The 26,626-nt window shown below is 68.4% G+C and carries 27 protein-coding genes and 1 pseudogene; 10 read left to right on the top strand and 18 right to left on the bottom strand.

All coding sequences use genetic code 11. From position 1 onward, the window contains the following. Nucleotides 1–74: 74 nt before the first annotated feature. Nucleotides 75–922, bottom strand: a pseudogene (locus ACFULV_RS03795) (alpha/beta fold hydrolase). Nucleotides 923–986: 64 nt separating this feature from the next. On the opposite strand from ACFULV_RS03795, the gene ACFULV_RS03790 reads away from it, so the two are divergent. Further along, a complete protein-coding gene (locus ACFULV_RS03790) occupies nucleotides 987–1,598 on the top strand; it encodes a TetR/AcrR family transcriptional regulator (protein ID WP_378652791.1) in 612 nt (203 codons plus the stop codon). 71 nt (nucleotides 1,599–1,669) lie between these two features. Here ACFULV_RS03790 and ACFULV_RS03785 read toward each other — a convergent pair whose 3' ends face one another. Both ACFULV_RS03785 and ACFULV_RS03780 read right to left on the bottom strand, forming a co-directional pair. After that, nucleotides 1,670–2,086 carry a hypothetical protein gene (locus ACFULV_RS03785; RefSeq protein WP_378652788.1) on the bottom strand — a complete coding sequence of 139 codons (417 nt, stop codon included), beginning with the start codon at nucleotides 2,084–2,086 and terminating at the stop codon, nucleotides 1,670–1,672. A gap of 41 nt (nucleotides 2,087–2,127) precedes the next feature. Then, nucleotides 2,128–2,946 (bottom strand): alpha/beta fold hydrolase, encoded by an 819-nt coding sequence (locus ACFULV_RS03780; RefSeq protein ID WP_378652786.1) that lies wholly within the window; start codon nucleotides 2,944–2,946, stop codon nucleotides 2,128–2,130. 254 nt (nucleotides 2,947–3,200) lie between these two features. On the opposite strand from ACFULV_RS03780, the gene ACFULV_RS03775 reads away from it, so the two are divergent. Continuing rightward, the gene (locus ACFULV_RS03775; protein WP_378629027.1) at nucleotides 3,201–3,926 is read left to right on the top strand and encodes a helix-turn-helix domain-containing protein; all 726 of its coding nucleotides are present in this window, start codon (nucleotides 3,201–3,203) and stop codon (nucleotides 3,924–3,926) included. An 88-nt stretch (nucleotides 3,927–4,014) separates the two neighbouring features. Here ACFULV_RS03775 and ACFULV_RS03770 read toward each other — a convergent pair whose 3' ends face one another. Then, nucleotides 4,015–4,971 (bottom strand): endonuclease/exonuclease/phosphatase family protein, encoded by a 957-nt coding sequence (locus ACFULV_RS03770; protein WP_378652784.1) that lies wholly within the window; start codon nucleotides 4,969–4,971, stop codon nucleotides 4,015–4,017. A 141-nt stretch (nucleotides 4,972–5,112) separates the two neighbouring features. On the opposite strand from ACFULV_RS03770, the gene ACFULV_RS03765 reads away from it, so the two are divergent. Continuing rightward, nucleotides 5,113–6,474 carry a M20/M25/M40 family metallo-hydrolase gene (locus tag ACFULV_RS03765; RefSeq protein ID WP_378629033.1) on the top strand — a complete coding sequence of 454 codons (1,362 nt, stop codon included), beginning with the start codon at nucleotides 5,113–5,115 and terminating at the stop codon, nucleotides 6,472–6,474. A 21-nt stretch (nucleotides 6,475–6,495) separates the two neighbouring features. Beyond that, nucleotides 6,496–7,023, top strand: a complete 528-nt coding sequence (locus tag ACFULV_RS03760; RefSeq protein WP_378652781.1) for a YbhB/YbcL family Raf kinase inhibitor-like protein — start codon at nucleotides 6,496–6,498, stop codon at nucleotides 7,021–7,023. A 54-nt stretch (nucleotides 7,024–7,077) separates the two neighbouring features. Here ACFULV_RS03760 and ACFULV_RS03755 read toward each other — a convergent pair whose 3' ends face one another. From ACFULV_RS03755 to ACFULV_RS03745, 3 genes are all read right to left on the bottom strand, one after another. Then, nucleotides 7,078–8,901 (bottom strand): AMP-dependent synthetase/ligase, encoded by a 1,824-nt coding sequence (locus ACFULV_RS03755; protein WP_378652778.1) that lies wholly within the window; start codon nucleotides 8,899–8,901, stop codon nucleotides 7,078–7,080. Nucleotides 8,902–9,032: 131 nt separating this feature from the next. Continuing rightward, entirely contained in the window at nucleotides 9,033–9,719 is a 687-nt protein-coding gene (gene ribA, locus ACFULV_RS03750; protein WP_378652776.1) for a GTP cyclohydrolase II RibA, read from the bottom strand. An 80-nt stretch (nucleotides 9,720–9,799) separates the two neighbouring features. Next, on the bottom strand, nucleotides 9,800–11,278 hold the full coding sequence (locus ACFULV_RS03745; protein WP_378652774.1) for a PfkB family carbohydrate kinase: 1,479 nt from the start codon (nucleotides 11,276–11,278) through the stop codon (nucleotides 9,800–9,802). 227 nt (nucleotides 11,279–11,505) lie between these two features. On the opposite strand from ACFULV_RS03745, the gene ACFULV_RS03740 reads away from it, so the two are divergent. Further along, the gene (locus ACFULV_RS03740; protein ID WP_378652772.1) at nucleotides 11,506–11,901 is read left to right on the top strand and encodes a hypothetical protein; all 396 of its coding nucleotides are present in this window, start codon (nucleotides 11,506–11,508) and stop codon (nucleotides 11,899–11,901) included. A 4-nt stretch (nucleotides 11,902–11,905) separates the two neighbouring features. Here the strand turns inward: ACFULV_RS03740 and ACFULV_RS03735 are convergent, their stop codons facing one another. From ACFULV_RS03735 to ACFULV_RS03725, 3 genes are read right to left on the bottom strand one after another with little or no spacing between them, the layout of a single operon-like run. Next, nucleotides 11,906–12,985, bottom strand: a complete 1,080-nt coding sequence (locus ACFULV_RS03735; protein ID WP_378652769.1) for a quinone-dependent dihydroorotate dehydrogenase — start codon at nucleotides 12,983–12,985, stop codon at nucleotides 11,906–11,908. Between the two features lie 7 nt (nucleotides 12,986–12,992). Then, the gene (locus tag ACFULV_RS03730; RefSeq protein ID WP_378652767.1) at nucleotides 12,993–13,244 is read right to left on the bottom strand and encodes a DUF5703 family protein; all 252 of its coding nucleotides are present in this window, start codon (nucleotides 13,242–13,244) and stop codon (nucleotides 12,993–12,995) included. Next, nucleotides 13,244–14,251: a YncE family protein gene (locus ACFULV_RS03725; RefSeq protein ID WP_378652764.1), complete on the bottom strand. Its 1,008-nt coding sequence runs from the start codon at nucleotides 14,249–14,251 to the stop codon at nucleotides 13,244–13,246. Before ACFULV_RS03725 ends, ACFULV_RS03730 begins: the two co-directional genes overlap by 1 nt. Before the next feature lie 168 nt (nucleotides 14,252–14,419). Between ACFULV_RS03725 and ACFULV_RS03720 the strand changes: the two genes are divergently transcribed. Genes ACFULV_RS03720 through ACFULV_RS03710 form a run of 3 tightly spaced genes read left to right on the top strand, consistent with a single transcriptional unit; the run spans nucleotide 14,420 to nucleotide 17,414 of the window. Beyond that, nucleotides 14,420–14,776 (top strand): hypothetical protein, encoded by a 357-nt coding sequence (locus ACFULV_RS03720; RefSeq protein ID WP_378629053.1) that lies wholly within the window; start codon nucleotides 14,420–14,422, stop codon nucleotides 14,774–14,776. Nucleotides 14,777–14,782: 6 nt separating this feature from the next. Further along, entirely contained in the window at nucleotides 14,783–15,316 is a 534-nt protein-coding gene (locus ACFULV_RS03715) for a hypothetical protein (protein ID WP_378629055.1), read from the top strand. Between the two features lie 19 nt (nucleotides 15,317–15,335). Further along, complete coding sequence (locus ACFULV_RS03710) at nucleotides 15,336–17,414, top strand: MMPL family transporter (RefSeq protein WP_378652761.1); 2,079 nt, start codon at nucleotides 15,336–15,338, stop codon at nucleotides 17,412–17,414. A gap of 5 nt (nucleotides 17,415–17,419) precedes the next feature. Here ACFULV_RS03710 and ACFULV_RS03705 read toward each other — a convergent pair whose 3' ends face one another. The 8 genes from ACFULV_RS03705 to ACFULV_RS03670 form a co-directional block, all read right to left on the bottom strand. Then, a complete protein-coding gene (locus ACFULV_RS03705; protein ID WP_378652758.1) occupies nucleotides 17,420–18,514 on the bottom strand; it encodes an asparaginase in 1,095 nt (364 codons plus the stop codon). An 87-nt stretch (nucleotides 18,515–18,601) separates the two neighbouring features. Next, the gene (locus ACFULV_RS03700) at nucleotides 18,602–19,390 is read right to left on the bottom strand and encodes an SDR family oxidoreductase (RefSeq protein WP_378652756.1); all 789 of its coding nucleotides are present in this window, start codon (nucleotides 19,388–19,390) and stop codon (nucleotides 18,602–18,604) included. A 68-nt stretch (nucleotides 19,391–19,458) separates the two neighbouring features. Continuing rightward, nucleotides 19,459–20,034, bottom strand: a complete 576-nt coding sequence (locus ACFULV_RS03695) for a TetR/AcrR family transcriptional regulator (RefSeq protein WP_378652754.1) — start codon at nucleotides 20,032–20,034, stop codon at nucleotides 19,459–19,461. Nucleotides 20,035–20,115: 81 nt separating this feature from the next. After that, entirely contained in the window at nucleotides 20,116–20,448 is a 333-nt protein-coding gene (locus ACFULV_RS03690) for a VOC family protein (protein ID WP_378629065.1), read from the bottom strand. Nucleotides 20,449–20,647: 199 nt separating this feature from the next. Then, nucleotides 20,648–21,511, bottom strand: a complete 864-nt coding sequence (locus tag ACFULV_RS03685; RefSeq protein ID WP_378652752.1) for a heme ABC transporter ATP-binding protein — start codon at nucleotides 21,509–21,511, stop codon at nucleotides 20,648–20,650. Continuing rightward, nucleotides 21,508–22,629, bottom strand: a complete 1,122-nt coding sequence (locus ACFULV_RS03680) for a FecCD family ABC transporter permease (RefSeq protein ID WP_378629069.1) — start codon at nucleotides 22,627–22,629, stop codon at nucleotides 21,508–21,510. Before ACFULV_RS03680 ends, ACFULV_RS03685 begins: the two co-directional genes overlap by 4 nt. 31 nt (nucleotides 22,630–22,660) lie before the next feature. Beyond that, nucleotides 22,661–23,674: a hemin ABC transporter substrate-binding protein gene (locus ACFULV_RS03675; protein WP_378652751.1), complete on the bottom strand. Its 1,014-nt coding sequence runs from the start codon at nucleotides 23,672–23,674 to the stop codon at nucleotides 22,661–22,663. 17 nt (nucleotides 23,675–23,691) lie between these two features. Further along, nucleotides 23,692–24,669, bottom strand: a complete 978-nt coding sequence (locus tag ACFULV_RS03670; RefSeq protein ID WP_378652749.1) for an aldo/keto reductase — start codon at nucleotides 24,667–24,669, stop codon at nucleotides 23,692–23,694. A gap of 228 nt (nucleotides 24,670–24,897) precedes the next feature. Between ACFULV_RS03670 and ACFULV_RS03665 the strand changes: the two genes are divergently transcribed. Both ACFULV_RS03665 and ACFULV_RS03660 read left to right on the top strand, forming a co-directional pair. Further along, a complete protein-coding gene (locus ACFULV_RS03665) occupies nucleotides 24,898–25,839 on the top strand; it encodes an undecaprenyl-diphosphate phosphatase (protein WP_378629074.1) in 942 nt (313 codons plus the stop codon). A gap of 32 nt (nucleotides 25,840–25,871) precedes the next feature. Continuing rightward, a complete protein-coding gene (locus tag ACFULV_RS03660) occupies nucleotides 25,872–26,588 on the top strand; it encodes a histidine phosphatase family protein (protein ID WP_378652746.1) in 717 nt (238 codons plus the stop codon). Nucleotides 26,589–26,626 lie beyond the last annotated feature (38 nt).

Raw genomic sequence — 26,626 nt, 5'->3', positions numbered from 1 at the left:
GCTCCTGTCTGGTTCGCGTGCCATCTGAACGAGACAGCCGACGAAATCCTGACAGGATCAATCAGTGATGTGGGTCACGCGCGGGTGGCACGTGAGGTCGCGAGGAATTCGGTGATCGCGGTGGCGACGGCAGTGGGTTGGTCGAGCATCGACAAGACATAGGCATCGTCGATTTCGACCAGGCGCGACCGCGGGATCAGGGCGGCCAGGCGGGGGCCGTGGGAGCGGGGCATGACTTTGCCCGCGGACGACCACAGGATGAGGGTTTCGCCGGGGAAGTGTTGCAGGGTTTCGGTGTTGGTGACGAGTTCGCGTTTGTCGAAGCCGGAGCGGGTGTAGGCGAGTAGGTCGGCGCGGATACGGGGGTCGCGCAGGCCCGGTTCGGTCCAGGCGTGGACCAGGGCGTCGGGGAGGGGAGTTTTCGCCATCCAGCCGAACATCACGGGGCTGCGGCGCAGCCAGCCGATGCGCATCTGACGCAGGGCCAGGCTGATGCCGCCGGGCAGGGCTGAGGCGAGCGTGGCGGTTTTGCCCGGGAGGCCGGGCGGGAAGTTGTCGAAGGCTTCGCTGGGGAAGATGATCAAGCGCCCGACCCGTTCGTCGAGGCCGTAGGCGGTGAGGAACAGGGCCCCGCCCCAGTCGGAGTGCACGAGGGTGACGTCGTGCAGGTCCAGTGCGGCGAGGAAGTCGGCGACGAGCTGGTTGAGGCCGCGCAAGCTCAGGTCGGTGCCCGGGCGCAGGGGCTCGGGGTGGGCGCCCAGCGGTAGGTCGGGCAGGACGTAGCGGAAGCCGGTGGGCAGGTGGTCGAGGACCGAGTCCCAGACCGTGTGGTTCATCAACAGCCCGTGCAGCAAAACCACCGGGGCCCTTCGCCACGTTCGCGGTAGTGGATCCGGCCCGCATCGAGTTCGACGGTCGCCATGACATCCTCCCTTGCGGTCCACGCTAGAGCATTCGCTCTAGCGTGTTTGCTCTAGTCTGGTGGAGTGAGCGAGCAGATGTCAACGAGTACCCGCGAGCGACTGGTGGGCGCGGTCGCGGAACTGATGCGTGTCCACGGGTACAGCGCGATCACCGTCAAACAGATCACCGCCGCCGCCGGGGCGCCCATGGGGTCGCTCTACCACCACTTTCCGCAGGGCAAAGTGCAGATCGCGGCCGAGGCGCTGCGCAGCACCGGCGCGGCCTACATCCAGCTGCTACCGCTGCTGATGGACCCGCACGAGGATCTGCGGGTGGCCGTGCCCGCCGCGTTCGACGCCGCCTCGCGCACACTCGAGGATTCGGGGTGGATGAACATGTGTCCCGTCGGCACCGTCGCGGGCGAGATCGCCGACAGCGAACCGGTCTTGCGGGAGGTGGCCGCGGAGGTCGTGCGGGACTGGATCGAGCAGGGCACACGGTATTTCGTCGAACGCGGCATCAGGGAAGGCGCGGCACGCGAGCTGATCCTGGCGATGCTGTCCGCACTGGAAGGGGCGTTCATTCTGGGCCGCACACTCCGTTCGGCCGAACCGTTGCGTGCGGCCGGTCGGGCGATGGCGGCACGGGTGGATAGGGTGCTCGCCGCGTGCGAGATCGCTGTCGTCGATCGGTGATCACCCGCCAGACCACGTAACCGTGTCACGGGCCCTGTGACACGGCTGTGGTTGCGTGAGTGGGTATCTCATCACGCGGCGTCGAGTGCTCCGGTGATCTTGCGGGTCATGTCGACCATCGTCGGGTTGGGCCGAGTCTGGTAGAGCTGGGTGGTGTCGATGGCGACGGCGATCGTGTTGCGGAAGTTCTCGGCCTCCACCGGGTCGTGTCGACCGAGCAGGCTCATCGCCGCGGTGAGGGCGGGCAACACCTGATCGGCGAGTTCGGCGACCGAGGAGCCGCTCAGTGCGATGCGCCCGGACTTCTCGGCCAGGACGTGCCCGACTACACCGGTCGCCGACGACAGCGCGATGGTGCCGGTGGTGGCGATCTTGTGCGGCTTGCCGGTAGCCCCGCCCGCGGCGGCGAGCAGGGAGACCGCGCCGTACGCGGCGGTCCGCACAGTGGCCTTTTCCTGGGTGGTGAGGGTGACAGACATGGTGGTCATCTCCTTGGGCTCTGTGGTGGGGGAAGGGAATCGGTGCTGAGTCAGCGGGCGGCCGAGGAGATCGTCTCGACCTCGCGGACGGCGTCGGCGATGGCGCGGAAGTCCTTGCGCAGGATCGCACCGTGGTTGCTGGCGACCTTGGCGCTGATGCGGATGTTGGGGTTGCGATCGAGCGCCGCGTCGAGGCCGGCGCGGATCTTCTCCTGCTCGTCGCCACGGCTGCCGAACGACGTTCCCGAAGCGACCACGTACCGCACCGGGTCGGTGATGGCGTCGAGCACCGGGCCCAGCGCGTTGACGCTGGAGAGTTTGCCGATCTCGATATTGCTGTCGGCCTGCTGCTGTGCGGTCAAGCGGGGCGCGAGCCCGGTCGGGCGAGCCAGCGGCAGCACCCAGCTCAAACGCTTGAACAGCGTGCGGATGCGCAGCTCCATCGCCTCGTCGAGCCAGTCGTAGGGGAACGCGCCGTCGACGAGGACCGCGCCGAGCGCACCGGCCGGGTTGCGGCTGGTCCAGTGCGCCCCGAGGTAGGCCCCGTAGGACCAGCCGACCAGGATCGGCTTGTCGGTGACACCCCTGGCGGCGAGGATCGCGTCGATGTCGCGCACGCAGGTGTCGAAGGAGTAGTCGGCCGACTTCTTCGACTTGCCGCGGGCCCGCTCGTCGAAGGTGATGTGCCGGTAGCCGGGGCCGAGGTCGGCGATGACCCGGCGCCAGTAGCCCTGGGTGGCGAACTGGCCGTTGAGGTAGACCACCGGGGTTCCGGTGCCGCCGGTGTCGGTGACGGCCAGTTCGGTGTCGTCGATGCTCACCATGCCGGTCCAGGGGGCGACGGCGCTGGTGGGGTTCGAGGAAGTCATTGTCGTGTCCTTGCGTTGCTGTGTTCGGCATTTACTGATGACTAAAAGGTAGATTGCGTTCACTCATCTGTCAACAGTCAAATGTGATGAAAATGCGTGGTAGATAACGAATAATCGTCGACAGTGCAATGACAATGAGTGTGAATGCAATGGGTTCTTGCGTTGCGCTTTGCAATGAAATGAAGGTGAATGCATACTGGGCGTGGTGCGGGCCACCCGCTACGTACCGGTCGACAGAGAGGTGACCAGCAGCGATGCCCGGAGGCAGACTCACCGACACGGACCGTCAGCACATCGCCGCGGGGCTCGCGGACGGACTCGGCTACGCCGAGATCGGGCGCACGCTCGGACGGCCCGCCTCGACGATCATGCGCGAAGTCACCCGCAACGGCGGCCCCGACGACTACCGGGCCGAACGCGCGCAGGCCGCCACCCAGCAGCGCGCCCGCCGTCACAAGCAGGCCGACCCCGCCCCGCCACCGATTCCCGACGGTGGCTACGGGCGCGATCCTCGCGCGGTCGCCGACTTCACCGAATCGTTCACCGCTCTGCTCATCGAACAGGGTCTGCCCCGGATGGAAGCCAGAGTGCTTGCCTGCCTGCAGATCACCGACTCCGGGGCGCTCACCGCCGCCGAGTTGGTCGCGCGCCTGCGCGTGAGCCCGGCCTCGATCTCCAACGCGGTCGCTTTCCTCGAACAGCAGGGCATGCTGCGCCGAGAACTGGTCCCCGGCGAACGGCGCGAACGCTACTTCGTCGACGACGACATCTGGCTGCGTAACCTCGTCGCCTCGGTGCAGATGCAGAACTCGTTGTCGGCCATGACCCGGCGCGGCGTCGAGATCCTCGGCCCCGACACCCCGGCCGGCGCCCGCTTCGAACAATCCGCCGAGTTCGTCGCCATCGTCGGCGCGGCACTGCGCCAGGCCATGGAGCAGTGGCGAGTGCGCCTGGCCGAACGCAGCGCCGAACGCGAGTAGCGATCGCGCGACCCCGTGCATCGCCTGCCGGCCGCCGGGTCGTCTCCGGTTCGCCGAAATACGTTCTGCAACAGCCGAATACCGGGGTCTAACCCTGGGCTGTGAGGACTATCCGCGCCACCAGCGCGCGGTGATCGGCGCCGGGAACGGCGACGGTTTCGACGCTGGTTGCGCGGGCGTTCGCGAGCAGGAAATGGTCGATGCCCACCAGCGGCGGGACGGCCTTGTCGGTCGGGTAGGTGACCAGGTGACCCGCGCCGGCTTGAACCGCCGCGTCGGCGAAACGCCCCGACGCCAGGGCGCGGAAGCGGGCATGGTCGTAGGTGGCGTTGAAATCGCCGCCGGCGATCACAGGCCGATCGGTGGGGGATCGGCGCAGGATCTCGTGCAAGCGGGCGAGCTCGTCGGCCCAGACACCGATGTCGTAGACGGGCGGGACGGGGTGGAAGGCATAGATCGCGACCGGGCCGAGGTCGGGGACCGCGGCGGTGGCCGAGATCTGATTGAGGACGTAGCCGTCGTATTCGACAGTGTCCGACAACGGGAACCGGCTCCAGATACCGGTACCGCTGGCAGTCTGGCCCGGTGCGAGGTAGCGGTGGGGCAGCAACTCGTCGAGGCCGGCCTGCGACAAGCTCGCCACGGCCGCGCGGGTGAGTTCGTTGACGGTCAGAACGGCGATGTCGCGCGCACGCACCTGGTCGACGAGCGCCCGCGGATCGGCACCGTCGAAGAGCAGATTGGCCTGCATCGCCACGATCGGCCGTCCTGGACCACCGTTGTGTCCGACATACAGCGGCGCCTGGGTCGCGATCCCCGCACCCGCCACCACCACCGCCACACCGGTCGCGATCCACTGCCTGGTCGCCGCGAAACCGGCGACGCCGAGCACCGCACCGGCCATCAGATAGGGCGCCCCCGAAGCCGCGAGCACGAGCGGCTCCAGCGGCCAGCGGGTGAAATGCAAGGCGACCCCGGCAGCGCCGATCGCCGTCGCGGCACCGGCCAGCACGCGGACACCGACTCGGACAACCTGCGCTCTCATCACATCAGCCAAGCACGCCACCGGCACGCAGGCGAATTCGTAGTTCTGCTCACGCCGAGTCCGGGGCGCGAGCAGCGGCGCAACGGTGCTGAGGGCGGCAGGTGGCGCGACGGGTGCGCGAATGGTGGTAGGAAAGGGGACGTGTCGGCATCTGGCGAGAATTCTGGTTCGAACAAGCGGTCCCGCGCGGAAGACGAGGTGGTGGAGCTGGTCAGCAAGCTGATCCAGTTCGACACCTCCAACACCGGCGAGCTGTCCACCACCAAGGGCGAGCGGCAATGCGCCGAGTGGGTGGCAACGCAGTTGCACGAGGTCGGCTACGAGACCGAATACGTCGAATCCGGTGCGCCCGGGCGCGGGAACGTGTTCGCGCGGTTGAAGGGCGCCGATTCCAGCCGCGGGGCGCTGATGATCCACGGGCACCTCGACGTGGTGCCCGCCGAGGCCGCCGACTGGAGTGTGCACCCGTTCTCGGGCGCGGTGCGCGACGGCTACGTGTGGGGGCGCGGCGCGATCGACATGAAGGACATGGTCGGGATGACGCTGGCGCTGGCCCGCCAGTTCAAAGCCGAGGGCACGGTACCGCCGCGCGATCTGGTGTTCGCGTTCCTGGCCGACGAGGAGAACGGCGGCAAATGGGGCTCGCAGTGGCTGGTGGAGCACCGGCCCGACCTGTTCGACGGTGTCACCGAGGCCGTCGGTGAGGTCGGCGGGTTCTCGCTGACCGTGCCTCGCCCCGACGGCACCGAACGCAGGCTCTACCTGGTGGAGACCGCGGAGAAGGGCCTGGGCTGGATGCGGTTGCGTGCCAAGGCCCGCGCCGGGCACGGCTCGTTCCTGCACGAGGACAACGCCGTCACCATCCTCGCCGAAGCCGTCGCGCGCCTGGGCCGCCATACCTTCCCGGTGGTGCTGTCGGACTCGGTGGCCGAGTTCCTCGCCGCGGTCAGCGAGGAGAGCGGGCTGGCCTTCGACCCGCACGGACCCGATATCGAAGGTCAGCTGGCCAAGCTGGGCACCATCTCACGCATCATCGGCGCCACCCTGCGCGATACCGCGAATCCGACGATGCTGCAGGCCGGGTACAAAGCCAACGTCATCCCCCAGACCGCGGAGGCCGTGGTCGACTGCCGGGTGGTGCCGGGACGGCAGGCGGCGTTCGAACGCGAGGTCGACGAGCTGATCGGACCCGACGTGGAGCGGGAATGGATCACCAAACTCGACTCCTACGAGACCACCTTCGACGGCCACCTCGTCGACGCCATGAACGACGCGGTCCTGGCCCACGACGCCCAGGGCCGCACCGTGCCCTACATGCTCTCGGGCGGCACCGACGCGAAAGCGTTCGCCCGCTTGGGGATTCGCTGCTTCGGTTTCGCACCGTTGCAGCTGCCTCCCGAGCTGGACTTCACCGCCCTGTTCCACGGGGTGGACGAGCGGGTACCGGTGGCATCACTGGAATTCGGCACCCGGGTGCTGGAACACTTCCTTCTGCACAGCTGACCTCGACCCGAAAGGTCCTCGATGACTTACAACCCGTATGACGCGTTGCCGCAGGTGCCCTCGTTCACCGTTACCTCCGCCGACATCACCGATGGTCAGCCCTTGGCCAACGATCAGGTGTCGGGAGTGTTCGGTGCCGGCGGCAAGGACATCTCGCCGCAGCTGAGCTGGTCCGGATTCCCCGAGGACACGCAGAGTTTCGCGGTGACGGTGTACGACCCCGACGCACCGACCGCGTCGGGGTTCTGGCACTGGGCCGTGGCCAACATTCCGGCATCGGTCACCACCCTCGATGCCGGTGCGGGCAGCGAAGGCGGGAGCCTGCCCGCCGGTGCGGTGAGCTTGCGCAACGACGGTGGTTTTCCCGGCTTCGTCGGTGCGGGACCGCCGAAAGGCCATGGTCCACACCGGTATTTCGTGGTCGTGCATGCCGTCGACGTGCCCGAACTCGAGGTCGGGCCCGACGCCACGCCCGCCTACCTGGGGTTCAACCTGTTCTTCCACACCCTGGCCAGGGCAACCCTGATCGGGACCTACGAACAGAACTGAGAAGGTACAACGGCGGTGGCCCTGAGACTTCCAGGGCCACCGCCGTTTTCGCAACTACTTCACGTTGACGACATACTCGGGCGGGGTCGCGGCGTAGAGCTCGGCGATGGTCTCGGCGTACTTGTTCGAGATCGGGGTCCGCTTGAGCGACATCTTCGGGGTCAGCTCGTCACCACCGGGCTCCCACAGGTTCTCGACGATCACGAAACGCTTGATCTGCTCCACCCGCGAGAGCTTGCGGTTGCCCGCGAGTACCGCTTCCCTGACCTCGTCGACGATCTCCTTGCGCCGGGCCAGTTCCGCGTGGGTGGCGTCGGTGGCGCCGAAGTCCTTGGCGCGCAACGCCGCGACGTCGGGGTCGAGCATGATCAGGGCGGTGATGTAGGCGCGGGCCTCGCCGATCGCGACGGCCTGGCCGATCATCGACGAGGCCGCCTTCATGGCGTTCTCGATATTGGAGGGGGCGATGTTCTTGCCCGCTTCGCTGATGATCAGTTCCTTCTTGCGATCCACGATGCGCAGGTAGCCGTCGGCGTCGAGGGTGCCGATGTCGCCGGTGTGCAGCCAGCCCGCGTCGTCGATCGCCTCGGCGGTCTTGTCGGGCATGTTGCGGTAGCCGGGGGTGATGATCGGGCCACGGATGAGGACCTCACCGTCGGCGTCGAGGCGCAGCTCCACACCGTCCATGACGCGTCCGACCGAGCCGGGGCGCGGCTTGTCGATCTCGGTGTAGGTACCCACGCCCGCGGTTTCCGACATCCCCCACACCTCGCTGACCGCGAATCCCAGACCGAGGAAGTATTCGAGGGTCTCCGGCGGCACCGGCGCGGCACCGGACGCGGCGACCTTCAACTCGGCGAACCCGAGCGCTTCGCGCAGCTTCGACAGCACGAGGGTGTCGGCGATCTTGTGCTGCACGCCCAGCACCAGCGAGTTCTCACCGGCCAGTTTCGCCCTGGCCTGTGCGACGCCGACACCGATCGCCCAGTTGGCCAGTGCCTTCTTGACCGGGCTCGGCTCGACCGCGAGTTTGTTCTCGATGCCGGCCTTGATCTTCTGCCACACCCGGGGCACACCGAAGAACACCGTGGGGCGGGCATCGGGCAGGGCGGCGGCGATCTCGCGCGGATCGGTGACGGTGGTGATCTGGATGCCGGTGAGCAGGCTCATCGCATGCGCGGAGATGCGGTCGGCGACGTGCGCGGCCGGCAGATACGACACCGCGCGGTCGTCGAAACCGACCGGCAGCGGACCCGAGACCAGGCCGACGACCTGGGCGATCACATTGCTCTGGGTGAGCTCGACGCCCTTGGACGGGCCGGTGGTGCCGGAGGTGTAGATCAGGGTGGCCAGGTCGCCGGGCTGGACCGCTTGCCAGGCCGCGTCGAAATCGAAGTCCGGTGCGGGATCGGATTCGAGCTCGGCCAACGTGACGGTGCCCTCGGCGGTGCCGTCGACGATGACGGTGTGCTCGATCTCGGCGCCCGAGGCGCGGATGGTGTCGAGGAATGCCTGCTCGGTGATGACGACCTTGTTGCCCGCGTTGGCGAACACGTGCGCGATCTGTTCGGTGGAGCTGGTGTTGTACACCGAGAACGGGATGGCGCCCAGGTGCAGGGCGGCAGTGTCGATCAGGTTGAACTCGGGCCGGTTGGTGAGCATGATGCCGACCGCGTCACCGTGACGCACACCGAGTTTCGCCAACCCGGCGGCCAGTGCGCGCACCCGCGTCGCATATTCGGCCCAGGTGATCTCCTGGGTGCCACCGACCGTGCGCAAGGCGATCTGGTCGGGCCGCAACGCGGCGGTCTGCTGGAAGGCGGCGGGCACGGTGTGCACCGTGACCCCGGATGCGTGCGCGAAACCGATGTCTGTCATATCCCTGTTCCCATAGGCCGAGCTGGACGCCGAGCCAATGCGAGCGAAACTGCCTCGTTGTCTCGAGACAGGGGCGGCAACAGTGGCGTGGCTCACTTATCGTAACCGGACATACGGGATTGCGAGGGGGGTTACCGGCGACCTCGTGGTCGCCACCACGACCGCGCCCGCTCCGATCGCTGCTCGTCGGCGGGTGGATCGGCGGGGATGGTGTGCTGACGGTGGCGCCGTTTGGCCTGCAGGTACTGCCTGCCACGCGGGGAGTGCAAGGCGATGGTGAGGGCGATGGGCTCGACGGTGATCCCGGCCTCGGTCAACGCCCGGCACTTGTCGGGGTTGTTGGTGAGCAGCCGGACCCGGGTGAGTTCGAGGTCGCGCAGAGCGTGCGCGGCGGCGTCGTAGCGGCGGGTGTCGGCGTCGAGGCCGAGGCGCCGATAGCTGTCGAAGGTGTCGGTACCGGACTGTTCGCTCTCCCGATAGCCGCGGGCCTTCCAGATCAGGCCAGCACCGCGACCTTCCTGTTCGAGGTAGACGAGCACACCGGCGCCCTCGGCCTGGATGCGGTCCATCGACTCGGTGAGCTCGCCGCCGCAGTCGCAGTCGTCGGAGCCGAGGCCCTCGCCGTAGAGGCAGCGCGAGTGCACCCGCACGAGGCAGCCGTCGCGGGGCTCGCCGAAGAGGAAAAGGTGCCCACCGTCGTCGCGGCCCGGGATCTCGATCACCCGAATCGGTAACTGCTTGCCCTGGCGACCCAGTCGGTGTGCGGTATCGGCACCGGGTTCCCCGGTTCTGGCACCGCCGAACGACAGAATGGTCAACGATCCTCCGTGCGTGGACAGGGCGACAAGGCGCCGATGCCGGACAGGCGTGAGCTGAATGTCGCGACCTTACCCCCGGATCAGGCCGGGGGCGCGTACAGGCGCACGATGCGGTCGATCTCCTCGGCACTCGGCATCGACACCGCCACCGCACCCAGATTCTGGGTCGGAATCATCGCCGCGGTCGCCCACACGAAATCAGCTGCGGTGAGCGGAGTTCCGGAATTGACGAGACGATAGGCCAGCGCACCGGTGAAGGCGGCGGCGGCGCCGACCGAGGCCTTGAGTACCTGCGGGAAATGGTCGATGACTGTCTCGATCGTGTCGGAGGCGACCACACACCGGAAGTTCTCGACCGTGCACACGGTACCGACTCCGAGGCCACGCAACAGTCGGGCGATATCGGCGGCGGACCCGGCAGATACATCGGGCAGCAGCGCGTCGAGATCCGCGGCGGCGCCGACGAGATAGTCGACCGCGCCCAGATGCCGATACAGGCTCTGCGGCACCGGCATGGCCGGTGTCGGACACACGATAACGGGTGGTTTGGGTCGCATCTGCGACACCATCGACAGCACCTGCTCGATCACCGAAGGTGGCGGTTCGAAACTCAGGATCACCGCATCCGAGGCTTCCAGGGCGGCGCGGAGTTCGGGACGGTGGAGGTCTTCGTCCTGGAGCTGGACGCGATTGTCACGGCAGCCGATGATGCGGCTCTCCCCGTTGGGGGTGATCACCACGGCGGTGACCAGCGACGTCGCGAACGGGACGACCTTGACCAGATCGAGGTGGACGCGTTCGGATTCGATGAATTCGAGGATGCGACGGCCGTATTCGTCGCCGCCGACAGCACAGACCAGATGCACGCCGATGCCGAGACGGGCTGCCGCGACCGCCCGGTTCAGCCCTTTGCCGCCGGGGTGGCCGGTAAAGCTGCCGCTGGCTGCGTTGTCGGCGGCGGGGAAGGAGTCGACCCGGTAGAGGTGATCGATGACGGCATCACCGAAGACCGTGACGACACCGCGTTGCGCGGGCACGGCGGTGGGTTGGGTCACGGAGGGTCCGGCCATGGGATAGCCGGAATCGGTGGCGAGCAACCCGGCGAGCGCGGTGAAGGCGTTGTGTTCGGAGACCGTTCGCAACCGTTTGACGGTGGGTGCCTCGGGAACGGGGTCGACGTCGAGCAGGGTGTGCAGCGCGATCCACTGCTCGGTCAAGGCCTCTCGACGTTCCCCGAGGTTGTCTGCATACAGGCGTTCGACATCGACACCCACGCCGGAGCGGTCGCGGAACAGCCCGAGCGAGAGTGCCGCGTCCACGATCAGCCGGTCCGTCGGCGCCAGCCACTGCGTGACCTCGCGCACCACAGGCAGGATCGAGGACTCGACACTGGCCCCGGTACGTCGTGCGTGCCGGCGCACCGACAGCAGCTCTAGCAGCGGCGCAGCGTCGATCTCGGTGTGGCGCAGGCGTTCTGCGTTCAAGCCCGCGTACTTGCCCAGCCTGGCCAGGATGCTGCGGATCGCGGCGACGCGGGCGTCCTGGGGAACCATCGGCATGCTGCCTCCCGTCCACTTGTCGAGGCCGGCGCGCACCCGATCGGGGCGGACGCCGCAGTGCGATCGCCACAATGCCGGGTTTGCCACGCCCGAAATCCGGCAATTGCCTCCTAACAATGGCAATTGACCAAGACAAATGGCAAATGCCACACTGGATTACGGGGAGTGGATGCCCCGCCAGACGCTCGGGGAGGGCGCAGCGCCCCGCCGGGGAAGGCAGGTCCGCGATGGCTATTCATGGCACAGACGACACGTTACGCAGCGACCGCACGCCGGAATTCGCCCAGCGAACCGACACCGGCGGTTGGCGATTGAGCTGGTTGCCCGAGTACACCTTGACCCGTGAGCAGGCCTGGGCGGGTATGGAGCTCGACGAACTCGTCAGCGATCTCGCCGCTGTGCACGACCGGCTCGCGCACGCCGAGATCAGTGCCCGCGCCGATCTGCTCGGCATCATCTGGCAGCAGGCTCTGATCAAGCTCGCCAAGCGCATCGACGCTCGTAGGCATGGCGACGACGCGGCAGCAGGGGAGTCGTTGCACGATCCACCGGCGCAACTGTCCCGGCTACGCCCGGCGCGATCGATGCACGACGGCCGGGCGCCCCAGGCGAACTACGGCTGAGAACTCAGGCCGAGTGGGCGCGGTGCTCGGCGCCGACAGCGTCGGACAGGCGGGCGTAACCACCCGCGCGCAGGTTGGCGGCGATGCCGCGGTGGATACGCGTGGTCCAGAAGGGGCCACCGTAGATGAACCCGGTGTAGCCCTGCAGCAGGGTGGCCCCGGCCAGGATGCGGGCCCAGGCCTGCTCGGGGGTTTCGATGCCACCCACCGAGATCAGGACCACCCGATCACCGACGCGGGCGTAGAGGCGGCGCAGGACCTCCAGGGCGCGTTCGGCCACGGGGGCCCCCGACAGTCCGCCCGCGCCCATGGCTTCGACCTCGGCGGTCGGGGTGGCCAGGCCGTCGCGGCGGATGGTGGTGTTGGTGGCGACGATGCCCGCCAGACCCAGCTCGACCGCGAGGTCGGCGACGGCGTCGATGTCGTCGTCGGACAGGTCGGGGGCGATCTTCACCAGGACCGGCACCGACACACTGTCGAGCACGGCCTGCAGGATCGGGCGCAGCGACTCCACGGCCTGCAGGTCACGCAGGCCGGGGGTGTTGGGGGAGGACACGTTGACCACGACGAAGTCCGCGAGCGGACCGAGTAATCGGGCGCTGGTCGCGTAATCGCCGGCCGCGGCATCGGGTTCGGTGACCTTGGTCTTGCCGATGTTCGCGCCGATCGGGACAGTGGGGCGCGCGCCGTGCAGGCGAGCGGCCGCGGCGGCGGCACCGTGGTTGTTGAAACCCATCCGGTTGATCAGGGCGTGGTCGGCCGGCAGCCGGAACAGTCGCGGCGCGGGGTTGCCGGGCTGGGCGTGTGCGGTGACCGTGCCGATCTCGGCGAAACCGAAACCCAGTGTGCCCCAGGCATTCGCGCCGTCGGCGTTCTTGTCGAAACCGGCGGCCAGACCCAGCGGCGCGGGAAAGTCGACACCGAACGCGGTGGTGGCCAGGATCGGATCCTGCACCACGGTGAGCTTGCGGGCCAGCCAGCGCGTCGGCGGGAACCAGGTGGCGAAACGCAGCGCGGCGAACACCAGGTGATGCACCCGCTCCGGCGGGATCAGGAACATCAGGCGTAACAGGAGGGCGTACATGGTCGGCTCACAATCCGGGTTCGGGCACAGGCAGGACGGCATTCTTGCGGCGGCGCAACAGCACCCGGCGACTGCCGTCGGTGTAGGCGCGTACCCGGGACAACTCCCAGCCACCGAATTCGGCCTGGATGGCCAGTCGCATCGAGGCGGTGACCCGGTTGACCTCGGGTGGCAGCCGCAGGGGTACGTATTCGTAGTCGTCGTTGCTGGTTTCCCAGCTCGGCGGTAACGCCGAGCGCGCATTGCGAGGTGTGGCCATCACTGCCCTCTCTTTTGCTCTTGCACGCCGATCCGCTGCAGGCCATCGCCCGCGGCCGAGGCGACGAACAGGTCGCCGGTGCGTTCGTCGACGGTGATCGCGTCGGGCTGGCGCAGTGTCGCCAGCCTGGCCACCTCGACACCGATGCCGGTCGACAGGTCGTAGCCGACGACCTCGTTGCTCAGCGTGGCGCTCACCCACACCAGCTCCGACCGCGAGTCGTAAGCGAGCGCGTAAGGCGATGATGATACCGGGAAACGCTGGCGCAGCACGAGCGGACCGGCCGAGTAGACCAGCAGTTCACCGCCCGCGGTGTCGGCCACGATGATGCGGCCGTGCGGGTCGGTGATGGCGTTGGTGGCGCCGTCGCCGGCGCGCAGCATCAGGCCGAGCGCGTCCTCGCCCACCGCGACGACGGCGGTCTGCTTGCGGTCGAGCACAGTGATGTTCTCGCCGGTCACCGCGATCGCGTCGGCCGAGACGAGGCCGGTGATCGTGCGGGTGACGGTGCCGTCGGCGTTCAGTTCGCGCACGGTGCCGTCGGCGGTACCGACGACGAGTGTGCCGTCGGTGCGAGTGTGCACGCTGTGCACGTCACCGGCGACAGCGGTCTCGGTGAGCGCGCCCGTGCCCGCGTCTACCCGCAGAACCCGGTCGGGGGCGGCGACGAGGACCTCTCCCGGCTTGCCCTGAGCCAGCGACGCGCCGGCGGCGGGGAGGGCGACCGCGCGTGAGGTTGCCGGAGCGGCGGGGTCGATCAGCGACAGCGTGGTGCCCGCGGTATCGAGAGCGGCGAGCAGACCGGTCGAGCGCTCGGCGAGCAGTGCTTTGGTCGCGACCGCGGCGAAGACCTGCCCCGCGGGATCGACCGCGGCGGGCGAGACCGCCGCGGTCGCCGGCGCCCTGGTCGGCACGTCGGCACCGCCGTCTTCACCGCTGCACCCGGTCAGTACCACCAAAACCGCCGCGCCGACCAACGCAGAGGCGACCGAGCCACGAGGGCGCATGCACCGAACTCCTTCAATCCGCACGAGGTGACTGCCTTGATCACCATCTGACCATGATGACTCACCAGTAGCTCCGACCGGGTATCTGGCGTCGGAGCTGTCGGTGACGCGCGTTACTGTTGACGTGTCGAGCAATTGATCGCCATGCAACGGCAGGAGATCCCCACGATGACCGACCGGACACCAGCGGGTTTCGGCATCGATGACATCTCCGTGGGACCGTTCGCCCACGGCTTCGGCACCACCGACGACGGTCACCCCTTCGCCTTCCGCACCCACCGCGCCACCCTCACGGTGCAGATCTATCGCGCCGACCTGGGCGACGCGGTGCCCAGATCCGATGACGTGGTGGCCCAAGCCCAGGCTCAGGTGACCGACATCGACCTCGGCGACGAACGCAGCGTCAGCGCCTTCGTGCGCGATCTGCTCCTCGACGCCGACCCTGTCGAGGCGCCCGCAACCAGTGACATCTCCACAGTTCGCGCCATCCTGGGGCGGATCAGTGCCGTCATTGATGGTATGTAGATGGTGATGTCTTCCACACTTTCCGCCAGGGCCGCTGCGGCCACCGCCTGCCTCACGGCCCTCGTCGCCCTCGCCGCGTGCGCGGGAACCACCGACGAGGCCTCGGTCGACGCCGCACGGTCTTCGGCCAACGCCTCCCTCGCTTCCTCCGTCGCGACCTCGGCCAGCAAGGCCAATGTGCCGCTGCCGACCGCCCAACAGCTCGACGCGCAGATCAAACGCGCGCTCGACCCGGGCCTGCCCGATGTCGAACGCACCGAACTGATCGAAGACGGCGCCGCGTTCTCCGACGCCATCCCCGACATGTACAAGGCGCTGCGCGACAACCCCCACGCGGTGTACGGCGTCGTCGACCCGGTCTTCGACAACCGTGACGGCACACTCACCGCCACCATGCGCCTGGACAAGGACGGTTCGGGTACCAACGTGCGCACCACCATCGTGCATTTCGTGTTGCTCGACGGTAAGTGGAAGATCTCGCGCACCGACCTGTGTGGCATCCTGCGCTCGGCCGACTACCGCACCGCCGCCTGCGGCTGAGATGCGCGAATCTCGATCCGTGCGGTGGGGCAGGTTCGTCTACCGCCACCGATTCCTCGTGCTCGGCTTCTTCGTGCTGACCGTGCTGATCTCGGGGTGGTTCGGTCGCGACCTCGCCGACCGCTACACCCAGGAGGGCTGGTTCGACGAGTCGAGTCAGTCGGTGGCGGCGTCCAAACTGGCCGATGACACGTTCGGCCGCGACACCGACGGCGATCTGATCGTCATCTACACCGCCCCACCCGGCACCACTGTCGACGATCCCGCCGTCCGCGGACCGGTGACGGCCGCCCTGGCCGACCTGCGCAAACAACACGGTGAGCGCATCCACAAGATCGACAGCTACTGGGACAGCCCCTTCTCCGCCAATGCCTCCGACCCGACCAAACAGCACGCCTTCGCCAGCATCGGGCTGGCCGGGGGCGGCGGAACCGCGACGGTCAACAACTACCTCGCGCTGAAACCCCACCTGCACGCCGATGTCCCCGGCGCCGGGCCCGGCGGGACGACAGTGCAGCTGGCAGGGCTGCAGCCGGTGGTCGAGGGCATCAACATCGGAATGCAGCACGACATCAAGCGCGCCGAGATCATCGCCCTGCCGATCGTGGCGATCCTGCTGTACTTCGTGTTCGGCGGGGTGATCGGCGCACTGCTGCCGGTGCTGATCGGTGGGCTCACCATCCTCGGCACCTCCGGGATCTTGCGGGTGCTCACCGCCCATATCGAGGTCAACGTGTTCGCCAGCGCGGTGATGACGTTGGTCGCGCTCGGGTTGGCGATCGACTACGGACTGTTCACGGTGACCCGGTTCCGGGAGGAACTCTCCGCCGGGCGATCGGTCGAGGACGCGACCGCGCGGACCGTCGCCACGGCGGGGCGCACGGTGCTGTTCTCCGCGGCGATCATCGCTCTGAGCCTCGGTGCGCTGTTCATCTTCCCGAACGGGGTGCTGCGCTCGGTGCCCTACGGCGGCATCTCCGCGGTGATGCTGGCGGCGCTGCTGTCGGTCACCGCGCTGCCCGCCGCCTTGAGTATCGCCGGCCACCGTATCGACTGGCTGGGCTGGAAACGTTTCTCGCGCAGCAAGACCGAAGCCGAGATCGACGCCGGGTTCTTCTCCCGGCTGGCGCAATGGGCGATGCGACGGCCGTGGGCGGTGGTGATCCCGATCGTGCTCGGACTGCTGGCGCTGAGTATTCCGTTGCGCCACATCGAGTTCGGTGGGATCAGCGAGAAGTACCTGGCCGCCGACAACCCCGCGCGAGTGGCCCAGGAAGACTTCGATCACCTGTTTCCCGGTTTTCGCACCGAACCGCTGAAACTGATCGTGGTCGGCGCCTCACCCGAGCAGTTGAGCGATATCCGGTTCGAGGCCAACCAGGTTCCCGGACTCACCGGGCGGTTCGAACCCGCCGCGGCGACCAAGGACAACGTCAACGTGCTCTCCGCCGGGCTCGGCGACAAACGCGACGCCGACCGCGTGATCGACGCACTGCGTGCGCTGCCCGCCCCGCCGGGCGTGCAGGTGATGGTCGCCGGCATCCCCGCGCTCGAACGCGACAGCATCAACGGGTTGATCGACGGGTTGCCGCTGCTGTTGGCGATCCTGATCGCGGCGGCGCTGGCATTGATGATCGTGGCGTTCCGGTCGGTGGTCCTGGCGGTGAAAGCCGTCGCGATGAGCGCGCTCAGCCTGGTCTCGACCCTGGGTGTGCTGACCTGGATCTTCGTGGAAGGGCACGGGTCCGGGGCATTCCAGTTCACGCCGGGACCACTGATGTTCGCGGTGGTCGCGTTGATCGTGACGGTGATCTTCGGATTGTCCACTGACTACGAGGTGTTCCTGCTGTCGCGGATCGCCGAGAAACGGGCCGCGGGCGCCGATGCCGCGGAGTCCATCCGCTACGGCGTGGCCCACACCGGTGGGGTGATCACCTCGGCGGCCGCGATCCTGATCGTGGTGACCGGGGCGTTCGGGTTCTCGGATCTGGTGCTGATGAAATACATCGCCTACGGGATGATCGTGGCCCTGATCATCGACGCCACGATCATCCGGATGGTGCTCACCCCGGCCCTGCTGAAGATCATCTGGAAGTAGCCCGCTCAGAACTGCTGATTGCCGTAATCGCGGAACCAGGCCACGATCTGGTCGTGGTCGGCGGTTGCGGCCAGAGCCAGCAGGAGCAGCAGGCGCGCCTTCTTCGGTGCGAGGTCGCCGCCGCTGACGACGCCCATCTTCGGGTCCACGGTGCTCGCGCCCGAGCCGTAGCCGTTGGTGGCGACCAGGGCGATGCCCTTGGTCGCCATCGCGGCGTTGGCCTGGCTCGGAGACGGCGTGCCCGCGAACACGATGCCCTTGGCACCCGCGGCGACGGCGGCGGTGATCGCCTCGGCGGGGGCGTCGAGGTAGCTGTGGGCGATGTCGACACGCGGGAGGGTGTCGCGAGGGATCGAGGTGAGGTCGAACGGGGTCGTCCAGCGGGCGGGGTCGTCGCAGCGTTGGACGCGGGCGGGGGCGCGTTGCACACGGATGCCCGCCTGGTCGATGGTGCCGAGGTCGCCGTATTCGTGGGTGGTGAAGGTGTGTACGCGGGTCGAGTCGGTTTTGGTGGCGTCGCGGGCGGGCAGGATCTGCTCGTTGAGGGCGATGACGGTGCCGAAGCAGGTGGTGCGGTTGCTCGCCGCGAGGCGGATCGCGTTGTACAGGTTGATCGGTCCGTCGCTGCCGATCGCGGTCCACGGTCGCATCGCCCCGGTCACGACCACGGGTTTCGTGCTGCGCACGGTGAGGTCGAGAAAGTAGCTCAGTTCTTCCATGGTGGCCGAGCCGGTGCTGACCACGACCGAATCATGGTCGCGGAGGCGACGTTCGACCAGCTGCGCCAGGTCGTAGAGGTCGGCGACGGTGTATTCGCCGGATCCCTTCTGCCCGAAGTCCTCGGTCGTCACGGCGGCGATATCACCGATTTCGGGGCGCAGCGAGTCGACGAGTTCGGCGATCGGGCGGGTGCCCGGCCGATAGGTTTCGAGGTCGGTGCGCCGGTCGGAGGTGCCTGCGATGGTGCCGCCGAGGCCGATCACCGCGACTCGCTGCGCGGCACCGGCCGGTGCGGAGTCGGCTGAGCTGACACCGATTCCGGCACCGGCGACGGTTCCGGCGAGAGCGATCGTGGCGGCGACTTTCGAGACTGTGGGCATGTCACTCACGCTAGGAACACCACATGCCCGACCACATCCCTCCCGCGCGGTACCTCGATCCGATACCGAGGTACCGCGCGAGTGAGATCAGATCGTCTTGACGATGCCGCCGTCGATCACCACGTCGGCGCCGAGGATGTTGGCGGACTTGGCCGAGGCGAGGAAGGCGATCAGCGCGGCGACCTCGTCGGCTTCGGAGATCCGGCGCGAGGCGATGTCGAACTGTTCGGGCAGCGCCTCGAGCAGTTGCTGGTGGGAGATGCCCTGGGCGGCAGCCAGTTTGGCGCCGATGCGGTGTTCGTCGCGCCAGATCCTGGTGCCGACGGGGCCGGGGGAGACGGTGTTTACCCGCACGCCCTGCGGGCCGAACTCCTCACTGAGTCGTTTGCCGAGGGAGGTGAGGGCGGCTTTGGCTTCGCTGTAGCCGGTGGGGCCCACCGCGGGCAGGTGGGCGTTGATGGACGAGACGTTGATGATGGTGCCGCGGCGGTCGAGCAGACTCGGCAGCGCCGCGCGGGTGGCCCGGATCGCGCTGAACAGGTTGATGTCGAGGAAGTGGTGCCACTGGTCGTCGGTGGTGTCGAGGAACCCGGCCAGCGTGAGCCGATCCGGGTCGCCGCCGCCGACATTGTTGACCAGGATGTCGATGCCCCCGAGTTCCTTCAGCGCGGCGTCGATGACCGTGGTGACGCCCTGCGCGGTCCCCAGATCGGCGGCGACCGTCGCGGCCGCGACCTTGTCGAGCTCGGCAGTGATCGTGCGTGCGGCGCCGACGACGCGCACGCCCTCCGCGGCGAGTGTTTCGGCGACGGCCAGACCGATGCCGCGCGAGGCTCCGGTGACGACGGCGGACTTGCCGGTGAGTTCGAGATCCATGCTCGTACCTTTCTTGAACTACAGGTCAATAATTAGGGCATGCGGAAAGTGCTGGCGGGACGAGAGTTTCAGAGGGTGGTCAGTGCTACGTCGATGAGGCGGTAGAGCTGGGCGGCATCGTTGGTCTTCGCCATGAGACGCAGGCCCGCGCTGGTGGTGAACAACAGGGCCGCAATCGAATTCGGGTCCACCTCACGGTCGACGTCGCCGTCGCGGCGGCCCTGGTCGATACGAGCGGCCAGGGTGGCGACGATGCGCTGTTCGATGCCGCGCAACACCGCGGTGGCTGCCGCGTCGTGACCGCCGAGTTCTGCCGCGGTGTTGACGGCGAGGCAGCCACGCCGGGTCGGCGAGGCCATGTCGAGATCGACTGCGGCGCGCAGGTATTCGCGCAGGCACTCGCGGGTGGTTCCGGGCCGGGACATGAAGTCCTCGGCCATGGCCACGCCGCGTCGGCCGTAGCGGTCGAGAACGATGTCGAACAGGGCGCGTTTGCTGCCGAAGGTGTTGTACAGGCTGCCTTTTCCGATGCCGGTGGCTTCGGCGAGCTGTGCGGGGGAGGTGTTGGCGTAGCCGTGGGTCCAGAACTGGTCCATCGCACGGTCGAGGACCGTGTCGGTGTCGAAGTTCTGGGGCCGGGCCATATCTCGACGATAGACGTTCTATACCTGTAGGTCAATAATTCGGGCGAAAGATCGTGGCCGTGCGTGCCACGATCTCGTGCGCTACTTGCCGATGATGCCGAAAGCGTTGCCGTCGGTGTCTTCCAGGACACAGATACGGGCGCCGGGGCTGACTTCGCGCGGGGCGGTCCGTTCGGTCGCGCCCGCGGCGATCGCCGCTGCTCTGGCCTTGTCCACATCGTCGACTCCGGCGAAGGCGACCGGACCCGCCGCGACGTCACCGCTGGGATCGAGGCCGATCTGGACGTCTCCGACCGCCCAGCCGACGTAGTACGGCTCGTCGGTGTGGGGTTCGCCGTAGAGGGTGGTGTAGACGGCTTTCGTCGCGGCCAGATCGGATACGGGGATGACGACGCTGGCGATGGTGGGGCTCATCGGATCTCCTCTTGCGATAGGAGCGAGCCACGTTCGCGAGCGACGAGTGGACCGATCGTCGTGTGCGATGGTGACCGCGGTGGACGAATGACCTCGGCGCCCAGCCTACTCAGCCCCGCTCAGCCCTCCGTCGCTGCCGAAGCCCGCGTGTCGACGCTTCCGCAGCACGGTCGCGGTCGATCAGGACGAACCCGTCGCGTCAGTGGTGACCGCGTTCGGGCAAGACGAGCTGGGCGCCGGTGGTCGGGTGATCGAAGACGTCGACGGGGTGGTGGTAAACGGTGGTGAGCAATTCGCGGGTGAGGATCTCGCGCGGGGGTCCGTCGGCGGCGACGCGTCCCGCGTCCAAGACGGTGACCCGGTCGGCGTAGGCGGCGGCGACCCCCAGGTCGTGGACCACGACGACCACAGCGGCGCCCTCGGCAGCGCGGGTGGCGGCCAGGCGCAGGACGGCTTCCTGGTGCCCGAGGTCGAGGGCGGCGGTCGGTTCGTCCAGCAGCAGGGTGGCGGTGTCCTGAGCCAGAACGCGAGCCAGGGCCACCCGGGCACGCTCGCCGCCCGACAGCGACGGGAACACGCGCGTGGCGAGGTGGGTGACGTCGGTGGCGGCCAGTGCCGCGGTGACGAGGGCGTCGTCGTCGCCGGCGGCGGGAGTGTGCAGCCACGGGGCGCGGCCCATGGCGACGACCTCACGCGCGGTGAACGGGAAGCCCACGGCGTGCGATTGGGGCAGCACCGCGCGGCGGCGGGCCATGTCGGCGGGGGTCCAGTGCGAGAGCGCGTGGCCTTCGAGTTTCACCGCGCCGGCGCTGGGCTCGAGTTCACCGGCGAGGGCGGCGAGCAGGCTGGACTTGCCCGCGCCGTTCGGGCCGACGAGCGCGACGATCTCGCCGGCCGCGACCTGGAAGTCGACCTCGTCGAGGACGGTACGGGCGCCCCGCTCGACGGTGAGCCCGGTGGCGCGCAGGGTGACGGTGCCGAGCTCCGGGCGCGTGGGCACGTCGGGGGTCCGTGCGAACAGCGAACGCCAGGAGGCGCGGCGCTCGCGGGTGGTGTCGGTCATCCCCAGCCTCCTGCACGGGCGCGGGTGCGGCGCAGCAGCCAGAAGAAGAACGGGCCGCCGATCAGGGAGGTGAGCATGCCCAGTGGCAGGTCCGCGTTGTGGACCAGCGTGCGGGCGACGACGTCGGCGCCCAGCAGTACCACCGCGCCCACGATCGCGCTGAGTGGGACGAGCACCCGGTGTCCGGGGCCGACCATCATGCGCACCAGGTGCGGCACGATCAGGCCGACGAACAAGATGATGCCGCTGAACGCCACGCCCGCGGCGGTGAGCACGGCGACCACCACGATCACCTGCCTGCGCAGCCGCTCCACGTCGACACCGAGGTGGCGGGCTGCGGAATCGCCGAGCGCGAGCAGATCAAGGCGTGGTGCGATGAGGATCGCGGCCAGGATGCCGACCGAGGCCAGCGCCGCCACCACCGCCACCGACTGCCAGGTGGCGCCGTTGAGGCTGCCGAGCTGCCAGAACACGATCTGATCCCGCGCGGCGGGGCTGGCGACGAACAGCAGCAGCGCGATCAACCCGCCGGCGAAGGCGTTGATCGCGACACCGGTGAGGATCAGCGTCACCACTTCGGTGCGTCCGTTCGACCTCGACAGCACATAGACCAGGGCGGTGGTGATCAACCCGGCGACGAAGGCGGCCGCCGCCACCGACCACGCGGCGACGAACGCGCCGCCGACGACGATCACCGTGCCCGCTCCGACCGCCGCACCGGCCGAGACCCCGATGACGCCGGGTTCGGCGAGCGGATTGGCGAACACCCCCTGCAACAACGCACCCGCTGTCGCCAGGCAAGCCCCGACCAGGATGGCGAGGGCCACCCGAGGAAACCGCACCTCCCACAGCGTCACCTCACCGGCCGGATGCGCGGGCACGGGCCCGATGTCCAGGCCGATCCGGTGCGCCACACTGCCGAGCACCTCGGCGGCGGTCGTGGGGACCTGCCCGAGCACCGCTGAGACCAGCGCCAGCACGAGCAGGGCGAGCAACGCCACCGCGAACACAACGGTCACGCGCGTGCCCCGGTGCCCCGTGGGCGGCAGGGGATCGGGGGTGGCGTCGGTGATCCGCGGGGTGTCCGCGGCTTTGGTCAGGTCGGGAACTTCGCTCATGCGGGGTCCGCCCGGCACGACTGCTGAGCGCTCATGCCGATTTGCCGTAGACGGCGTCGGACAGCGCGGAGACGACGCGGCCGGTGTTGGGACCGAAACTGAGGATCACCGCGTCGGACATGTCGACCACGCGTCGATTGCGGCCCGCCGGAGTCTGGGCGATACCGGGCACCTTCTCCAGTCCCTCGACCCCGCCCACCGATTTCAGCCCGTCCGACATCACCAGCAACACATCGGGGGCGGCGGCGATCATGGCCTCGCTGGTGATGGACACGAACGGTTCGTTCACCCCGGAGGCGGTGCCCGCGTCCACGCCACCGATCGCGGTGATCAGCGAATCAGCGCCCGAGCCGCGCCCGGCGATCATGGTGATCGCGGCGCTGCGCAGGTACAGGAAGGCGATCTTGGGCTGTGGATCCTGCTCGGGCACGCGGGCGGTCGCGGCGGCGATTTCGTCGTGGGTGCGCGCGCCGAGCTGCTTGCCCGCTTCGGGAACGCCCAGCGCGGTGGCCACCGCCTCGATCTGCGGGACGACACCGTCCATGCTGCGATCGGGGTCGAAGTAGACGACGGTCACCCCGGCCGCGCGGAGCTGCTCGCGTACGGCCGGGGCTGCGCTGGTGGTGTCGGTGAGGAATACCGACGGGCGCAGGTTCAGGACCGCTTCGACGCTGAGGCTGCCGTTGCCGCCGGCCACATTGGGCACGGACGCGACGGCGGGGAACGACGCCGAGGTGCTGCGACCGACGAGGTTCGCGCCCAGTCCGAGGGCCCACACGGTTTGGGCGAGGGTGCCGTACCGGTCGACGGCGATGATCCGCGAGGTGTCGGCGATGGTCACGTCGGTGCCGTCATGGGACTTCACCGTCACCGGCAACCGCGGACTCGGCGCGGATCCGATCGGCACGGGGTCGAGGTCGGCGAGCTGGGCTGTCACCGGCCCACCGGAGTTGGCAGTCGATGCAGGATTGCTTCCGGTGCAAGCGACGGCGCCGGTCAGCACCGTCGCCGCGAGCATCGCCGTCAGCACACCACGCAGTTTCATGCAGGTAAGGCTAGCCATCATTCGGAACGGGCGCTCACATCGTCCAGTGCCGCCGCGATCGCCCGCGGCAACTCGAGGGTTTCGGCGGCCAGCACACCGGTGAGCTGACCGATATCGCGGGCACCGACGATCATGCTCGTTATGCCCGGCCGATCCCGGATCCAGGCCAGCGCCACCGCCAACGGTGACGTGCCCAGCCCGTCGGCGGCGGTGACCAGCGCGTCGACCACTCTGGTCGCGCGATCGTCGTCGAGCCTGCGCCGGATCTCGGCCGCGGTCGCCTCGTCGGCACCCCGCGAATCCGCGGGGACACCGTCGCGATACTTGCCGGTCAGGATTCCACCCGCCAGCGGCGCCGACGCGATGACGCCCACCCCGTGGTGGCGGGCGGCGGGAATCACATCGCTCTCGGTACCACGCGCGAGCAGCGAATACGGCGTCTGCGCGGCGCTGATCGGTGCGATCGCGGCCAGACTCGCCAACTGCCACGCCGCGAAGCCACGCACCCCCGCGTACCGGGTGCGGCCGGTCCGCACCGCGGTCTCGAGGGTCGCCGCGACCTCATCGAGCGGGGTGTACGGATCCCAGGCGGCGATGCTCCAGATGTCGAGATGGTCGGTGCCCAGTTCGAGCAGGGTCCGATCGAGTTGTTTGAGCAGCGTGCGTCGCGACGCGTCGACCACCGGGCCCATCGCCGCGGGCGCGGGCACCGAGTCGCCGACCCCGGCGCCGGGCGCGTGCATCACCACACCCGCGCTGCCGCTGAGCACCAATTCGTCACGCGACACCAGGTCGCCGAGCAGGTCCGCCAGGATCCGCTGCGCCGCTCCCTCGCCGTAGACGGGCGAGAGGTCGACGAGCGTGCCACCGGCCTCGGTGAACGCCGCCAACTGCACCGATGCCTCGTCGGCATCGGTATGTGTCCCCCAGGTATGGGTCGCCAACCCGATCCGCGACACCCGAAGTCCGCTGCGTCCCACCGTTCGCTGTTCCATCACCGCGCCCGCGCATTCGTCACGGCGACAGCCTAATGCGCGCACCACCGCTGCCTCGCTCGGCGACCCGTGCCACGGCGCGGCAGAACGCGATCTCGGTGACGGGCGGGCGACGACCGACCGCGACGACGGGTAGGGTCGCTGCGAGATCGTGGCGGTCACAGCCACAGGTGAAGGAAAAGCCCAGGAGGACGCCGTCTTTCGGGCGCGAGTCAGCAGGAGGACGTGTTGGGCGAGTCGATGACCTGGTTCCAGGCATTGGTACTCGGATTGGTGCAGGGACTCACCGAGTTCCTGCCGATCTCGTCCTCGGCGCACCTGCGCATCGTGTCGGGCGTGTTCTTCGGTGACGACGCGGGTGCGTCGTTCACCGCGGTCACCCAGCTCGGAACCGAGGCAGCGGTGCTGGTGTACTTCGCCAAGGACATCTGGCGCATCCTCGTCGCCTGGTTCACCACGCTCGGGATGCGCTGGCGCGAACGGTCCCAGCGCGAGGTCGCGGTGGGCGACCGGGTCACCACGAAGCTGCCGGTGATGGACCGCAGTGCCCGTGACGCGCACGAACGCGACACCCAGCGCGAACTCGACTACCGCATCGGCTGGTACGTGATCATCGCCACCATCCCGATCGGGGTGTTGGGATACCTGTTCAAAGACGAGATCCGCACCGGTGCCCGCAACTTGTGGTTGGTCTCGTTCATGCTGGTCGCATTCGCTCTGGTGATCGCCGCGGGTGAGTACTTCGGCAAGAAGGAACGTCCGATCGAACAGCTCACGACCCGCGACGGCATCCTCATGGGCCTGGCCCAATGCCTCGCGCTGATTCCCGGCGTGTCCCGCTCCGGCGCCACCTCCACCGCGGGTCTGTTCCTGGGCCTGAAGCGCGAAGCGGCCGTGCGGTTCTCGTTCCTGCTGGCCATCCCCGCGGTAACGGCATCGGGCCTGTTCAGCCTGCCCGACGCGTTCGAACCGGCAGGTGAGGGCCTCAATGCCAGTGGGCCGCAGTTGCTGGTCGCCACCGTGGTGGCGTTCGTCGTTGGGTATGCCTCGGTGGCGTGGCTGCTGAAGTTCGTCGGCAAGCATTCGTTCTACTGGTTCGTCGGTTACCGGATCATCCTCGGTATCACGATGCTGGGCCTGCTGGCCGCCGGCGTCGTCTCCGCCACCTGATCCCGACCCCGACCCATGGTTAGGCTGGTCCCATGACGGTGATCCTGCTCCGGCACGGAGTGTCCACCTCCAACACCGCGCGCACCCTCGCGGGCCGCGCCCCCGGTGTCGAACTCACCGAGCGCGGCACCGAACAGGCCGCCGCGGTGGCCGACCGGCTCGCGATGCTGCCGATCGAACACATCGCCAGCTCACCGCTGCTGCGCTGCCAGCGCACCGTGGCGCCGCTGGCCGAGAAACTCGGTCTCGAACCCGACCACGACGAACGCCTCATCGAGGTCGACTACGGCGACTGGACCGGGCGCCCGATCGCCGAACTGGTCACCGAACCGCTGTGGCGGATCGTGCAGGGTCACGCCTCGGGCGCGGTGTTCCCCGGTGGGGAAGGGCTGGCCCAGGTCCAGCAGCGCGCGGTCGCCGCGATCCGCGACATCGAACGCACCCTGGCCGAGAAAGCGGGCCGGGATGTGCTGTGGGTGGCGTGCGCGCACGGCGACGTCATCAAATCGATCCTGGCCGACGCTCTCGGCCTGCACCTGGACAGCTTTCAGCGGATCGCGGTGGAACCGGCCTCGATCAGCGTCGTCCGCTACAGCCCACACGGGCCGTCGGTGTGGAAGTTCAACGACACCGGCGCCGATCTTTCCGCGCTGGCCGCGGCCGCACCGACGACACCGACACCCGGTGGAGAGGTACCTGCGGCCGCGAACGCGGATAATGGGAATGCGGGGCACCGCGATTCTCCTTAGAGGAGTGTGTTCGTGAGTGTCGATCAGGGTCACGTATC

The organism is Nocardia sp. NPDC057272, from assembly GCF_042668615.1.
Lineage (GTDB): Bacteria > Actinomycetota > Actinomycetes > Mycobacteriales > Mycobacteriaceae > Nocardia.
This window is presented reverse-complemented; position numbering and strand designations above follow the sequence as displayed.

What these genes read in the sequence shown, in the direction of transcription:
- ACFULV_RS03785 (WP_378652788.1), bottom strand. Translation starts at nt 2,086, where the DNA reads ATGACCACCATGTCTGTCACCCTCACCACCCAGGAAAAGGCCACTGTG.
- ACFULV_RS03780 (WP_378652786.1), bottom strand. Translation starts at nt 2,946, where the DNA reads ATGACTTCCTCGAACCCCACCAGCGCCGTCGCCCCCTGGACCGGCATG.
- ACFULV_RS03775 (WP_378629027.1), top strand. Translation starts at nt 3,201, where the DNA reads ATGCCCGGAGGCAGACTCACCGACACGGACCGTCAGCACATCGCCGCG.
- ACFULV_RS03770 (WP_378652784.1), bottom strand. Translation starts at nt 4,971, where the DNA reads ATGAGAGCGCAGGTTGTCCGAGTCGGTGTCCGCGTGCTGGCCGGTGCC.
- ACFULV_RS03760 (WP_378652781.1), top strand. Translation starts at nt 6,496, where the DNA reads ATGACTTACAACCCGTATGACGCGTTGCCGCAGGTGCCCTCGTTCACC.
- ACFULV_RS03755 (WP_378652778.1), bottom strand. Translation starts at nt 8,901, where the DNA reads ATGACAGACATCGGTTTCGCGCACGCATCCGGGGTCACGGTGCACACC.
- ACFULV_RS03745 (WP_378652774.1), bottom strand. Translation starts at nt 11,278, where the DNA reads ATGCCGATGGTTCCCCAGGACGCCCGCGTCGCCGCGATCCGCAGCATC.
- ACFULV_RS03740 (WP_378652772.1), top strand. Translation starts at nt 11,506, where the DNA reads ATGGCTATTCATGGCACAGACGACACGTTACGCAGCGACCGCACGCCG.
- ACFULV_RS03735 (WP_378652769.1), bottom strand. Translation starts at nt 12,985, where the DNA reads ATGTACGCCCTCCTGTTACGCCTGATGTTCCTGATCCCGCCGGAGCGG.
- ACFULV_RS03730 (WP_378652767.1), bottom strand. Translation starts at nt 13,244, where the DNA reads ATGGCCACACCTCGCAATGCGCGCTCGGCGTTACCGCCGAGCTGGGAA.
- ACFULV_RS03725 (WP_378652764.1), bottom strand. Translation starts at nt 14,251, where the DNA reads ATGCGCCCTCGTGGCTCGGTCGCCTCTGCGTTGGTCGGCGCGGCGGTT.
- ACFULV_RS03720 (WP_378629053.1), top strand. Translation starts at nt 14,420, where the DNA reads ATGACCGACCGGACACCAGCGGGTTTCGGCATCGATGACATCTCCGTG.
- ACFULV_RS03715 (WP_378629055.1), top strand. Translation starts at nt 14,783, where the DNA reads ATGTCTTCCACACTTTCCGCCAGGGCCGCTGCGGCCACCGCCTGCCTC.
- ACFULV_RS03705 (WP_378652758.1), bottom strand. Translation starts at nt 18,514, where the DNA reads ATGCCCACAGTCTCGAAAGTCGCCGCCACGATCGCTCTCGCCGGAACC.
- ACFULV_RS03700 (WP_378652756.1), bottom strand. Translation starts at nt 19,390, where the DNA reads ATGGATCTCGAACTCACCGGCAAGTCCGCCGTCGTCACCGGAGCCTCG.
- ACFULV_RS03695 (WP_378652754.1), bottom strand. Translation starts at nt 20,034, where the DNA reads ATGGCCCGGCCCCAGAACTTCGACACCGACACGGTCCTCGACCGTGCG.
- ACFULV_RS03690 (WP_378629065.1), bottom strand. Translation starts at nt 20,448, where the DNA reads ATGAGCCCCACCATCGCCAGCGTCGTCATCCCCGTATCCGATCTGGCC.
- ACFULV_RS03685 (WP_378652752.1), bottom strand. Translation starts at nt 21,511, where the DNA reads ATGACCGACACCACCCGCGAGCGCCGCGCCTCCTGGCGTTCGCTGTTC.
- ACFULV_RS03680 (WP_378629069.1), bottom strand. Translation starts at nt 22,629, where the DNA reads ATGAGCGAAGTTCCCGACCTGACCAAAGCCGCGGACACCCCGCGGATC.
- ACFULV_RS03675 (WP_378652751.1), bottom strand. Translation starts at nt 23,674, where the DNA reads ATGAAACTGCGTGGTGTGCTGACGGCGATGCTCGCGGCGACGGTGCTG.
- ACFULV_RS03670 (WP_378652749.1), bottom strand. Translation starts at nt 24,669, where the DNA reads ATGGAACAGCGAACGGTGGGACGCAGCGGACTTCGGGTGTCGCGGATC.
- ACFULV_RS03660 (WP_378652746.1), top strand. Translation starts at nt 25,872, where the DNA reads ATGACGGTGATCCTGCTCCGGCACGGAGTGTCCACCTCCAACACCGCG.